Annotated in this window: 11 protein-coding genes and 1 pseudogene; 5 read left to right on the forward strand and 7 right to left on the reverse strand. The window is 68.1% G+C overall.

Annotated elements, in window-relative coordinates; genetic code table 11:
- Positions 1 to 125 precede the first annotated feature (125 nt).
- The 3 genes from HZS55_RS22755 (at position 126) to HZS55_RS01440 (ending at position 3,209) form a co-directional block, all read left to right on the forward strand.
- Positions 126 to 251: a hypothetical protein gene (locus tag HZS55_RS22755; protein ID WP_281372863.1), complete on the forward strand. Its 126-nt coding sequence runs from the start codon at positions 126 to 128 to the stop codon at positions 249 to 251.
- Positions 248 to 733: a DUF3592 domain-containing protein gene (locus HZS55_RS01435; RefSeq protein WP_218927263.1), complete on the forward strand. Its 486-nt coding sequence runs from the start codon at positions 248 to 250 to the stop codon at positions 731 to 733. The genes HZS55_RS22755 and HZS55_RS01435 overlap by 4 nt, the downstream gene beginning before the upstream one ends.
- A gap of 100 nt (positions 734 to 833) precedes the next feature.
- A complete protein-coding gene (locus tag HZS55_RS01440) occupies positions 834 to 3,209 on the forward strand; it encodes a hybrid sensor histidine kinase/response regulator (RefSeq protein ID WP_179909993.1) in 2,376 nt (791 codons plus the stop codon).
- Positions 3,210 to 3,215: 6 nt separating this feature from the next.
- Here HZS55_RS01440 and HZS55_RS01445 read toward each other — a convergent pair whose 3' ends face one another.
- The 6 genes and pseudogenes from HZS55_RS01445 to HZS55_RS22760 form a co-directional block, all read right to left on the reverse strand.
- Positions 3,216 to 3,644, reverse strand: coding sequence for a plastocyanin/azurin family copper-binding protein (locus HZS55_RS01445; protein WP_179909994.1), 429 nt, complete (start codon positions 3,642 to 3,644; stop codon positions 3,216 to 3,218).
- A gap of 43 nt (positions 3,645 to 3,687) precedes the next feature.
- Positions 3,688 to 4,368: a 3,4-dihydroxy-2-butanone-4-phosphate synthase gene (gene ribB, locus HZS55_RS01450; protein ID WP_179909995.1), complete on the reverse strand. Its 681-nt coding sequence runs from the start codon at positions 4,366 to 4,368 to the stop codon at positions 3,688 to 3,690.
- A gap of 1 nt (position 4,369) precedes the next feature.
- Positions 4,370 to 5,077, reverse strand: a complete 708-nt coding sequence (locus HZS55_RS01455; RefSeq protein WP_179909996.1) for a DUF120 domain-containing protein — start codon at positions 5,075 to 5,077, stop codon at positions 4,370 to 4,372.
- Positions 5,078 to 5,235: 158 nt separating this feature from the next.
- Positions 5,236 to 6,834, reverse strand: a complete 1,599-nt coding sequence (locus tag HZS55_RS01460; RefSeq protein WP_179909997.1) for a methyl-accepting chemotaxis protein — start codon at positions 6,832 to 6,834, stop codon at positions 5,236 to 5,238.
- A complete protein-coding gene (locus HZS55_RS01465; protein WP_246308331.1) occupies positions 6,827 to 7,123 on the reverse strand; it encodes a hypothetical protein in 297 nt (98 codons plus the stop codon). Before HZS55_RS01465 ends, HZS55_RS01460 begins: the two co-directional genes overlap by 8 nt.
- A 176-nt stretch (positions 7,124 to 7,299) precedes the next feature.
- Positions 7,300 to 7,527 (reverse strand): annotated as a pseudogene (locus tag HZS55_RS22760) (4-demethylwyosine synthase TYW1); the annotation flags it as partial.
- Between the two features lie 676 nt (positions 7,528 to 8,203).
- Between HZS55_RS22760 and HZS55_RS01475 the strand changes: the two are divergent.
- Together HZS55_RS01475 and HZS55_RS01480 are read left to right on the forward strand one after the other, a co-directional pair.
- On the forward strand, positions 8,204 to 8,836 hold the full coding sequence (locus HZS55_RS01475) for a YIP1 family protein (RefSeq protein ID WP_179909998.1): 633 nt from the start codon (positions 8,204 to 8,206) through the stop codon (positions 8,834 to 8,836).
- Between the two features lie 149 nt (positions 8,837 to 8,985).
- Positions 8,986 to 9,180, forward strand: a complete 195-nt coding sequence (locus tag HZS55_RS01480; protein WP_179909999.1) for a hypothetical protein — start codon at positions 8,986 to 8,988, stop codon at positions 9,178 to 9,180.
- A gap of 58 nt (positions 9,181 to 9,238) precedes the next feature.
- Here HZS55_RS01480 and HZS55_RS01485 read toward each other — a convergent pair whose 3' ends face one another.
- Positions 9,239 to 11,707: an ABC transporter ATP-binding protein gene (locus HZS55_RS01485; protein WP_179910000.1), complete on the reverse strand. Its 2,469-nt coding sequence runs from the start codon at positions 11,705 to 11,707 to the stop codon at positions 9,239 to 9,241.
- Positions 11,708 to 11,946 lie beyond the last annotated feature (239 nt).

Raw genomic sequence — 11,946 nt, forward strand, 5'->3', positions numbered from 1 at the left:
ACCATATCGAACGTTGCGACTCCGCTGGTAAGAGTGTTGACGGTCGCGTGCGAGCGCGTGACACAAACAGTCGCTGGGCCCTCGGGAGGGTTTTTCACCGAGAGCGCCCACCACTGTAGGAGACGATGACTGTCGAACGCAACCGGAGCGGTACTGACGGGACGCGACGCGCCCGCGACACGCGGCCGGCGCCCGCGGACGGACGGACCGGCGCCGTCTCGCCGATCGGAGTCGGGACGTGGTCGGCGTGAGCGACGGTTCCGGGCTCTCGATCGACGGGCCGGAGTCGCTCCGCGGGGCGTTGCTCATGCTCCTCGTGGGGCTCGCGATCACCGGCTACGGCGGCTACGACTACGTCCAGCAGTCCGAGGCGGTGCGGGACTCCGTCGAGGTGACGGCGACGGTCGAGGCGGTCGGCGTCGAGACGGCCTCCGCGAGGCGCGGCGTCGACTACGAGCCGACGGTCCGGTTCACCTACGAGTACGAGGGGACGACCTACGAGAGTTCGAGCGTCTTCCCCGCGGCGATATCGCAGACCTACGGCACGGAGTCGGCGGCTCGCTCGGTCGTCGCCGAGTACGAGGAAGGGGCGACGACCACCGCCTACGTCGCGCCCGACCGGCCGGGCGACGCGTTCCTGCAGAACCGGACGACGAACACGCCGCTGATCGCCGCCGGGTTCGGGCTGTTCTTCGTCCTGGGCGGCGGGTGGTTCTCGCTGAAACACCTGTAGGTGCTGGTTCCTCGCGGATCGCCGTCCCGGAGCGTCCCGGGTTTTCAGTTCTGACGCTCCTTCCCGTAGCTATTTCAGGATCGATCGCCAGAGAGACGGTATGACGCAGTCGATCCGTGTGTTGCTCGTCGACGGCGACCGGGCGTTCACGGAGACGGCCACCGAGCGGCTCGAAGCGGCGGCGAGACCGTTCGACGTGACCGCGGTGGAGCGGGCCGACGAGGCGCTCGACCGACTCGACGCCCGACGGGTCGACTGCATCGTCACCGGGAACCGGCTCCCCGACCGGAGCGGGCTGTGGCTCCTCGACGCCGTCCGCGAGCGCCGTCCGGAGATCCCGGTGATCCTCGCGGCCCGGAAGGGCGAAGCCGTCGCCGAACGAGCGATCGACGCCGGCGCGGCCGAGTTCCTCCGGAAGGACACGCCCGACCAGTACGCCCTCCTGGCCCACCGGATCGACGACGCGGTCGGGTCGGCCGGGCCAGTCGACCGCGGTCCGGTCGGCGCCGCCGAACGGGTCGACGGCGGGACCGCCGAGCCCGTCGACGGCGCGGCCGAGCGCGCCGACGAGGTCGACTGGCCGCGGCTGGTGGTCGGGCACATGAGCGAGGGGGTGTACGTCGTCGACGGCGACTACCGGTTCCGGTTCGCGGACCACCGGATGGACCAGCCGCCGGCGGCGATCGACGGCGGGCTGGAGGGGGAGCGACTGCCGGTGCTGGCCGAGACGGGCATCCTCGAACCGGAGGACGTGCGGCGGGTGACGGAGGCCGTCGACGACGTGGTCGGGGACGGCGCGGCCGAACGCCACGTCGAGTTCGAGTCGCCGGTCGAGTCGCCGACCAGAGCGGTCGACCTCAGGGCCGTTCCCGTCCATACCGGCGAGGGCGAGCGGTTCGCGCTGCTGACGACCCGCGACGTGACCGAGCGCCGCGAGCGCGAGCGGGAACTGGCGCGCTACGAGACGCTGGTCGAGGAGGTCACCGATATCGTCACGGTCCTCGACGAGACGGGAGTCATCGAGTACCAGAGCCCCGCCGCCAAGCACGTGCTGGGCTACGAGCCCGGGGAACTGGTCGGCGAGACGGTGTTCGAGTATATCCACCCGGAGGACCACGAGACGGTCGCCGAGCGGTTCGCGGCGTTCGTCGAGCGACCGGGCGCGACCGAGGGCATCGAGTTCCGGATGCGGACCGCCGCGGGCGAGTGGCGCTGGATCGAGTCGAAGGCGACCAACCGGACGGAGACGGCTTTCGATGGGTACGTCGTCACCTCGCGGGACATGACGGAGCGCAAGCGCCGCGAGGGGCGGCTGAGCGCGCTCCACGAGGCGACGCGGGCGTTCATGGAGGCGCCCGACCGCGGCTCGGTGGCCGAACGGGCCGTCGAGACAGCGCGTGACGTGCTGGACATGCCCGTCAACGGGCTCTGGTTCTACGACCCGGAGACGGACGCCCTCGAACCCGCGGCGATCACCGACGAGGCCGCCGACCTGCTCGGCACGGCGCCGACCTACGACAGCGGCGAGAGCCTCTCCTGGGAGGCCTTCCAGTCGGGGGAGGTCCGCGTCTACGACGACCTCTCGACGGCCGAGGGACTGTTGAACCCCGACACGCCGATCAGCAGCGAGCTGATACTCCCCCTGGGCGAGCACGGCGTGTTGAACCTCGGTGCGACCACCGAGCAGGCCTTCGACGATGTGGACGTGTCGCTCGCCCGGATCCTCGCGAACACGACCGAGGCCGCGCTCGCGCGGGCCGACCGCGAGAGCGAACTCAGACGCCGCCGCGAGGAGCTGGCCCGCCAGAACGAACGGCTCGAGGAGTTCGCGAGCATCGTCAGCCACGACCTCCGGAACCCGCTGAACGTCCTCGCCGGCTGCCTGGAGATGATCGACGCCGACGACGACGACTACCTCGACCTGTGCGAGCGGTCGGTCGAGCGGATGGAACAGCTCATCGAGGACATCCTGACGCTGACCCGCCAGGGCGAGCGCGTCGACGCGGTCGAACCGGTGGACATCGCGACGGTCGCCCGGACGAGCTGGGGGACCGTCGCCACCGGCGACGCGACACTCCACGTCGACGCCGGGACGGTCGTCGAGGCCGACGAGTCGCGGCTCCGCCGGCTCTTCGAGAACCTGTTCCGCAACGCCGTGGAGCACGGCTCCACGAGCCCTGCTTCGCAGGCTCCCGAGGACGCTGTCGAGCACGCCGGCGACGGCGTGACCGTCCGCGTGGGCGCCCTCGACGACGAGCCGGGCTTTTTCGTCGAAGACGACGGGCCGGGCATCCCGGCGGACCGCCGCGACAGAGTGTTCGAGAGCGGCTTCTCGACCGCGTCGGGCGGCACCGGACTCGGCCTCTCTATCGTCGCACAGACCGCCGACGCCCACGGCTGGGACGTTCGCGTGACCGACGCCGACGGTGACGGCTCGGGCGCGCGCTTCGAGGTCGTCGGCGTCGACGAAGCGTGACGCCGGCTACGCCTCGACGACGACCGTCCCGACCATCCCCTGGCGGGAGTGGGGGATGCAGACGTAGGTGTACTCGCCGGCCGTCTCGAAGGTGTGCTCGTAGGTCTCGCCCTGCGGAACCGTCTGCCCGACCGCCCCGTCGTCGTAGCTTGCGAACGGCTCGGCGCCCTCCGGCAGGGTGACCTGCGGGGCGTCGCCGGGGCGACAGCCGACGTTGTGCGTCGGGCTGTCGAAGTACCAGGTGACCGTCTCGCCGACCGAGACGGTGTACTCCTCGGGGTCGAAGGCGTAGGCGCCGTCCGGGCCGGCGACGATATCGCCGGAGTCGGGTGTCCCCGTCGGACCGTCGGTATCGTCGTTCGTACAGCCGGCGGCGGCACCGACGGCGGCGAGGCCGGTGGCGCGGAGGAGCGAGCGGCGCGAGAAGCGTGCCATGGTCGGCGCTGGGGCCGGACGGGCCTTCAGTAACCCGGTACCGTCACCCGAGCCGTTCGACGACGGCGCTGCCCTCGACGTAGACGAGCCCCTCGCGGTCGGCGTAGGCTCGGGCGGCGGCCGGCGAGAGCGCGGCGCCGCCCTCGTCGTCGAGCATCTCGCAGACGACCATCGCCGGCGGGAGGTCGGCGGCGTCGGCCAGCGCGACGGCCAGTTCGGTGTGGCCCTTCCGGTCGGCGAGCAGGTCGGGCGCCGCCCGGAGGACGTGGACGTGACCGGGCGCGCGGAACTCGCCCGCGAAGTCCGTCTCCTCGGGTGCGGCCGCGGCGGCGGCGAGTTCGGTGATCGTGAGCGCCCGGTCCTCGTCTGTAATCCCGGTGTAGGTGTCGCGGTGGTTCACGGTGAACGAGAACGACGACCGCTCGTCGTAGCCCAGGTCGTGGTCGGCCGCGGCGGGGTGGTCGATGACATCCTGAACGTACGGCAGGTCGAACGCCACCGCGACGGCGTCGGCGAGCGCGACGCAGACCAGCCCGCCGGCGTCGTTGCGCATGCGGGCGACCGCGTCGGGCGTGACCGCGCCCGCGGGGTAGACAACGTCGACCTCGCCCTCGCGGTCGGCGGCGTCGTGGACGAGGATCGGGTCGCCGCGGCGCAGCGCGTCGACCGCCCGGTCGACGGTCGCCGTCGCGGTCGCGGTCGAAGTCGATGCGTCGCCGGTCATGCTATCGCTGTTCGGTGACATGGATGGTGAGAGCGGAGCCGTCCGCCAGCCCCAGTTGGTCGCGGAGTTTCACCGGCGCGATGATCTCGAGCTGGTCGTCGCCGTGGTGGGTGCGCTCAGGGCTGATGACGTGGGCGTCCTCGAACGTCTCGCCGTTCTCGGCTTCGACCGTGGCCGGGTAGCAGTACGCGGGCCCGTAGGTGCGCTCGTCGTCCTCCCAGCCGTCGATGGTGACGGGCTCGAACGAGGAGAGCCGGCCGCGCTCGCGGACGCTCTCCTCGCCGAGCTCGACGTTGAGCGTCCCGAGGAACGGCTCGTAACCCAGTTTGTCCTCGAACTGGCGCATGTAGCCCGGCAGCGAGATGTAGTGGCGGCCCTCGCCCATCCCGCTGGTGATCGACCCGTGGAGTTCGACGCTGGCGTCCCGTTCGAAGATGCGCCGGTAGTCGGCGTACTCGCGCTGGAGCGCGCGCTCGCCGGCCTCCGTGACGGTCACCCACTGGCCGTCGCTGACGATCTCCCGTTCGACCAGGTCGGCCTCCTCCAGCCGCTGGAGCCGCCGCGAGGCCGTCTGCGTCGAGGCGTCGAGCCGGTCGGCCAGCGCCGAACAGGACACCTTCTGGTCGCCGTCGAGGCCGCCCGACAGCGCCAGCGCCTTCAGCGTCGCCAGCTCCGCGTGGCCCACCGGCGCGCTCGTCGCTTCTGACATACCTCCCACTAGTGACCACTCGCCGATAAGGATACCGGATATGAGATGCGTACCAGAATTAAGTAAGACGATCGTGACGGATCGGTCCGTCGGTCGTGCCTGACGGGAGTACGGGCCGGCGCGTCAAAACGGCGGCGGGTCGCGACCGGCCGCGGGAGTCACTCTCCGGGGTCGAGACCGCCGTCGGTGGCGGCGGGGGTCGCGGCGTTGCCGCCGGTCGCGGCGTCGCCGACGACGAACTCGTCGAGCAACTCCCGGAGGTCGTCGGCCCGGTCGGCGAGCGAGCGGGCGTTGTCGGCGGCCTGGGTGAGCGAGGCGGTCTGCTCCTCGGCGGCGGCCGACACCTGGTCGGACTCGGTGTCGATCCGGCCGGCCATCTCCGAGACCTCGTCGACCATGCTGGCGACCTCCTCGGTGGAGGCGGCCTGGTCGTCGGTCGCGGCGCTGATCTCGGTGATGCTGTCGTGGGCGGTCCGGACCGTCTCGGCCATCTCCTCGAGGGCGTCCAGCGCTTCGCCGGTGGTCGCGGCGCCCGAGTCGACCCGGTCGGTCATCTCGCGGATGTTCGTGACCGTCCCCTCCGTCGACTCCTGGATGTCCGTGATGAGCCGCTCGACCTCGTCGGTGGCCTCGGCGGCCTCGGCGGCCAGGCCCTTGATCTCGTCGGCGACGACGGCGAAGCCCTCGCCGGCCTCGCCGGCTCTGGCGGCCTCGATGCTCGCGTTCAGCGCGAGCATGTTCGTCTGCTCGGCAATCTCGGCGATCATGTCGACCACCTCGCCGATCTCCGACATCTCCGCGGCCAGCGTCTCCACCTCGTCGACCGTCTCGTCGGCCTTGGTCTCGATGGCGTCGAGTTCGTCGATCGCCTCGCCGGCGGCCTCGCGGCCGGCCTCCCCGACCGCGACGGCCTCGCCCGTGGCGTGGTCGAGTTCGTCCGCGGAGGCGGCCACCTCCTCGACGGCGCCCGAGAGCGTGCTCATCTCCGTGGCGACCGACTGGAGGCGGTCGTTCTGCTCGTCGGCGTCGGCCGAGACCGCCTGCATCGACTCGGCGACCTGCTCGCTGGCCGACTGGCTCTCGGTCGCGCCCGCCTCGACCTCCTCGCTCGACGCCCCGACCTCGTCCGCGAACGACCGGATCTCCCGAACCGTCTCCTCCAGGTCGTCCATCATCCCGTTGAACGACGCGGCGATCTCCGCCATCGCCTCGTTGTCGGCCTCGGCGTCCATCCGCCGGGTGAGGTCGCCCGCCGCGGCCGCGCCCATCACGTCGCCGAACTCGGTCGCCTTCCGTTCGAGCGTCTCGCTCAACTGCCGGGCCTGCTCGCGCTCGCGTTCGGCCCGTTCTTTCGCCTCTTCGGCCGCTTCGCTCGCCTGTTCGGCCTCCAACCGTGCGTCCTCGGCGTCCTCCTGTAACTCGACGGCCTCCCGGCGCGCCCGGTCAGCTTCCTCCGTCGCGGTCTTCATGTCGTCGACGACCGCCATCGTCCCCGTCGACCCGACGGCGTAGACGCCGATCGTCGTCCCGAGGAACATCATGCTCAGGGCGTTCATCAGCGCCGGCGCGACGCCGAGCCACTCCAGCAGGACCGAACCGGTCCACAGCAGCCCCAGCGTCGCCCCGAACGTGAAGTTGACCCAGAACCCGCGTTCGAGGTCCGTGTCCCGCCAGTTCAGGACGCCGACGACGACCGCGCCCGCGAACGCGGCCGCCGCGACGAAGTCGAACAGGACCATCAGCGTTATCTCAGCCACCGTCGGGCACCTCCGGTTCGATCTCCCGTTTGCGGTGGACGTACGCGGCGACCAGGAAGGCGATCCCCGCCCCCATCAGCCCGACGGCGTGTTCGGTCGCGTTCAGCAAGTCACCGAGGAACAGGTCCTCCAGGTTGGTCGCCAGCGCCGCGACCACCAACAGCCCGTAGCCGACCGCGAACCACCGCGACCGCTCGCGGTACTGGATCGCGACCGGGACGATCCCGACGAGCCCGACGACGGCCACCGCGACCGTCAGCGGACTCAACGTTGCGAATATGCTTGCCATTCGAATCTCCGTGAGAACACTTCACACAGCATCCGGTATCAACGTACCCCACGAAATACGATAAATGATAATCGGAGATCCGCCCGCCCGGCGGATGCCACCGAGAGGGGGTTCGGAGTCGCTCGACTTCGGCGGGTCGAACGGTCGGGACGGGATGGGGGTCGGGCCAGGACGGCTCAGTCGCTCGCTGCGGCGTAGGGGTCCCGTTCCCAGAACTCGCTATCTTTTCTGAGTTTGGGCACCCAAGTGTCCTCGGTCTTCGAGAGCAGCGTGACGTGCGAGACGGGCACGTCGTTGAGGTAGTCGTGTTCGGGCACGTGTTCCATCACGTCCTCGGTGAACGCCCGCACGCCCTCGTGGTCGGGCATCGCATCGCGGTCGAGGCGGCCCCGCGAGTGGCCGACGACCCCTCGAAGCGAGGGCCCCAGTTGGGGACTGTAGATCTCGGGCGGACCAGAAATAGTAAATAACGCAGGTACTAATAAAAACACACATATCAGATAGAATGATAGACAGAGGAATCGTCACTCTGAGCCACAATCCGCTACGAATTCGACCATTGAGCGGTATTTATCTGCATTTTAGCCGCCAAAAGCGTGAGATCCGAACTCGAACCGCGAGCTCCAAGACCACACCACTCGACCGTAGACGAGATCTGAAGTATTGATATAATTGGGGAGAAAATAAAAATATAGTTGATTTGTGTGCCGGAAATTTTCTATATAACTAGATAATCCAGTATCTGGCGAAATAAGAGGGCCCGACGACGGATAAAGTGGCACAAATTCTAATTTATAACAATTTGAACTGCTATTCTTACCTAACATTGAAATTATGGTTGTTCGCTGGAGAGGCCCCTAGCCAGTAGGGCGGTGGAGATTACAATCATACACGTGTTATATACTGGTCTGATCTCTACGTTCCGATACATAGTAGAACGTCCGGCGAGATAGTGCGCCGTCGTCATCACGACCCGAACCCACACCGTCGGCTACCGGATTTGTCCCGAGCGAGCCTGAGCGCACAATTTCATTCGTGGGATGCACAATATATTTATGCCAGGTCAGACAACCGGTTTCCATGGCGGTACGCGTATTCGGGGATCCGGAGCCGTTTATCCAACGCAAAGCAGCGACGGGACGACTCGTGATACCGACCCTCATCGTGAGCGCCGTCTCGGTCGCGATGAGCCTGCAAGCGGCGGCGGTGTACATCGCGCTGGGCCCCGCCGTGTCGGAAATCATCAACGCCGTCATTCTGCTGGGCGGGTACTACTTCCTCGAGGGCTTTCTCCTCTGGCTGGCCTTCTCGTTCGCGCTGTACGTCCTGACGCTGGCAGCGGGCGGCCACCCCCTCTTCGGGCACATCACTCGGATCGTCGGCTGGGGAATGGCGCCGTTCGTCGGAACGGGACTGGTCTGGACGGCTGGCCGCTACTACGCGTTACAGGACGCCACGCCCCCGAAACTGGCCGTCAACAGCCGGATCGAACACGAGACGAACGGGCTGGCGGAGTTCATGAGTCACGCAGCCGGGGAACCGGCGTTCGTCGCCGCGATGGTCGCCGGGGGTCTCTTTCTGGCCGTGAGCGGGTACCTCTGGACGCTCGGCCTTACGAAAGCGGGAGAGCTCAGTAAGGCCCGAGCGGCGGTCGTCTCGGCGATACCACTCCTCGTCTTCTTCGGCTGGCGATTTCTCAACAGCGCCGTTTGACGGACAGGGCGGGCGGTCCGCATCTCGCCGACCGCGTGTTCCGAACGATGTTTCCGCCCCACCGCCCGACGGAAGCGCGGGCGAGTTCGGTCGCCGTCCCGTTGTTCACCGATGACAATCATTAAACGAGTGTTATTCGAACTTCCAGTATGGGCCTCGTTCGACAGGTGTCACGGATCGTCCTCACGCTGGACGTTCTGTTCGTCCTGCTGCTCGGCTTCTCGTACGCGTTCGGCACGTTCGACGCCGAGACGCGCGTCGTGACGACGCTCGCGGCGATCCCGATCGCCCTGTCGTTTTTGAGCGCGGCGGTCGTCGTCGCGGTCGATTGGGACCCGTTGTAACCGGAGAGCGGGTCCGCTGTGAGGACTCTCGAAGCGGGATCACCGACTTTCCGCCGAACTACTCCGGTCGATCCGATTCGAGGAAGCAGGCGACACCGCGGTCGGGACCGTCCTCGGTGACTGACACGGTCTCCGGGGACCGGGCCTGACAGACCGTCTCGAACTCGGTTCTGAACAGCTCGTCAGCGGCATCGGTCCGCCCCTCGGCGATGTGTTCGAGGCCCGTCGACAGCACCCGTTCGGCGTCGGGGTCGCTCAGTTGCTCCGGGATACCGAAGTGGTCCCGCATCGCCGCCGGAAGGGACTCGGCCGACCCGTCGGCAGTCGGTTCGCCGTTCGCATCCTCGAGAGCCTGCGCTTCGGCCTCCGTGCGGTCGAACCCCTCCCGCTCGACAGCGACTTTGAGGTCCATCACCGCGTTCCACGCCGATTGCTCGAAGTCGTACTCGGCCGGGGGGATCACCTCCGAGCACCTGGTGTGATACCGACACCCGCGAGGTGGGTCGGTAGGATCGGGAACGTCGATACGGCGCATCGGTCCGTCGCCGGCCTCGACCGACTCCCGGGACCCGAGATCCAGTTCCGGCGTCGCCCACCGCAGCGCCCGCGTGTATGGATGTCTCGGGTCGCTCATGATCTGGTCGACCGTCCCGACCTCGACGATCTCGCCGAGGTACATGACGGCGATCCGGCCGTCGGTCTTGCCGGCGATGTACCGGGCGTTCGAGAGATCGTGCGAGACGAACAGGTACGACGTGTCGAACCGCTCCTGCAGCTCTATCATCAGGTCCATGATCTCCACCCGCAGGCTCACGTCGAGCGCGCTGACCGGTTCGTCGGCGAGGATGACCTCCGGGTTCATCAGGAGCGCACGGACCAGCGCGACCCGCTGTTTCTCGCCGCCGGAAAGTTGGTGGGGGTACCGCTCGACGTAGTCTTCGGGGGGCGCCATGCCGACGTATTCGAGCATCGAGAGGATGAGTTCCCGCCGCTCCCGTTCGGATTTGTCCCGCTGCCAGCGTTTCAGCGGCGCTTCCAGCATCGAACTCACCCGTCGCATGGAGTTGAGCGAACTGCCCGGGTCCTGGTGGACGATCTGGAGCGACCGGCGGATCCGTCGATACGGCGTCTCGATCTCGCCGAGGCGCTTTTTCGCCCGCCAGACGTCCTGTCCCCTGTACTCGACGCGTCCGCCGGTCGGTTCCTGCAGCGCGACGCCGACTTTCCCGAGCGTCGTCTTCCCGCAGCCGCTCTCGCCGACCAGCACCAGCACGTCGTTCTCGTAGATGTCGACGTCGACGCCGTCGACCGCCCGGACGACCTCCGGCTCCGAGAGGATCGAATCCAGCGGCCCGTCGTCCTCGAAGTGGACCTCGACGTCCCGCATCGAAACGACCGGGTCCGTCGACGGTTCGCGTCCGGGGCCGCCGTCGTCGTCCCGTTCGACGGGCGTGCGCTCGCCCGCGCGATCCCCGGCACCGCCGCCATCGCTCGGCATGGGGACCGCATCCGCCGCGTCCTCCCAGTGATGACAGGCGACCACGTGGTCCTCGGACACCCGGTTCCCGCCGGGGTCCTCCCGTTCACACCGCTCGTCGGCGAGCGGACACCGCGGATGATACGAACACCCCGTCGGCGGGTCGACCGGGTCCGGGCTCGACCCCGCGATCGGTTCCATCGCGTCGAGCGGCATCGACGGGTTGGGCGTCGACTTCAGCAGCGACCGGGTGTACGGATGGGACGCATCCCGCAGGAGCGTCTCCAGCGGCGCGGTCTCGACCAACTCGAAGCCGTACATGACCGCCAGCCGGTCGACGAGGCCCGCGACCAGCGGGAGGTCGTGCGTGATGAACACGATCGTGAGGTCGTACTTGTCTTTCAGCTCCTCGATCATGGAGATGATAGAGCGCTGCATCAACAGATCCAGCGCGGCGGTCGGTTCATCCATCACGAGGACTTCGGGTTCGAGCACGAGCGACAGCGCGATGAGCGCGCGCTGTTTCATGCCGCCGCTCAGCTCGTGCGGGTAGGCGTCGAGCACCCGGTCGGGGTCGAGATAGAGGTCCGAGAGCAGCTGGCGCGCTCGCTCCATCCCCTCCGAGACGGGCTCGTCGTGAGCGCTCAGCGTCTCGACGAAGTGGGTTCTGATCTCCCGGACGGGGTTGAACGAACTCATCGCCCCCTGGAACACCATCGAGACCTCCTCCCAGCGGTATCGATTGCGCTCCTGTTTGCCGAATTCGAGCACGTCGACCGGCTCGCCGGAGTCGGGATAGTACGTGATGTCGCCGGTCACCACGCCCGGGTCGACGACCGCGTCGAGCAGCGAATCGGCGAACATCGACTTCCCGCTCCCGGACTCGCCGACGACACCGAGTATCTCGTTTCGCCCGATCTCGAGGGTCACGTCGTCGAGAACGCGCGAGACGCCCCGGTCCATATTGAACCGGACCGTCAGGTCGCTGACCGCCAGGATCGGGTCGGACACCGACAGCGGGTCGTCGGGGTCCGTCTGGGAGACCGTCATGGCGACCCCCGGTAGGCGTCGCCACCGGCGGTCGGCGTTGGTTGGGCCGGTTCACCGGCGGCCGGCCGTCGACCGCGCCTCCGCGGATCGATCCGCCGACCCGACGGAACGACCGCGCGTGTCCGGACCGGGCGTCCGCTTCCCGGCCCGAGACGCCGTCCCGGGAGCCGGTCGCGGCTCGACCGCACTGGACGCAGATGACACTTGGCCGTCGTACACTGTCGGCGCTCGTTCATTCG

Origin of the sequence: Halosimplex rubrum (assembly GCF_013415885.1) — an archaeon.
Taxonomy (GTDB): domain Archaea; phylum Halobacteriota; class Halobacteria; order Halobacteriales; family Haloarculaceae; genus Halosimplex; species Halosimplex rubrum.

Bases quoted from the DNA above. Each gene is read 5' to 3' on its own strand.
- HZS55_RS22755 (WP_281372863.1), top strand. From the start codon at position 126: ATGACTGTCGAACGCAACCGGAGCGGTACTGACGGGACGCGACGCGCC.
- HZS55_RS01440 (WP_179909993.1), top strand. From the start codon at position 834: ATGACGCAGTCGATCCGTGTGTTGCTCGTCGACGGCGACCGGGCGTTC.
- HZS55_RS01445 (WP_179909994.1), bottom strand. From the start codon at position 3,644: ATGGCACGCTTCTCGCGCCGCTCGCTCCTCCGCGCCACCGGCCTCGCC.
- ribB (WP_179909995.1), bottom strand. From the start codon at position 4,368: ATGACCGGCGACGCATCGACTTCGACCGCGACCGCGACGGCGACCGTC.
- HZS55_RS01455 (WP_179909996.1), bottom strand. From the start codon at position 5,077: ATGTCAGAAGCGACGAGCGCGCCGGTGGGCCACGCGGAGCTGGCGACG.
- HZS55_RS01465 (WP_246308331.1), bottom strand. From the start codon at position 7,123: ATGGCAAGCATATTCGCAACGTTGAGTCCGCTGACGGTCGCGGTGGCC.
- HZS55_RS01475 (WP_179909998.1), top strand. From the start codon at position 8,204: ATGGCGGTACGCGTATTCGGGGATCCGGAGCCGTTTATCCAACGCAAA.
- HZS55_RS01480 (WP_179909999.1), top strand. From the start codon at position 8,986: ATGGGCCTCGTTCGACAGGTGTCACGGATCGTCCTCACGCTGGACGTT.
- HZS55_RS01485 (WP_179910000.1), bottom strand. From the start codon at position 11,707: ATGACGGTCTCCCAGACGGACCCCGACGACCCGCTGTCGGTGTCCGAC.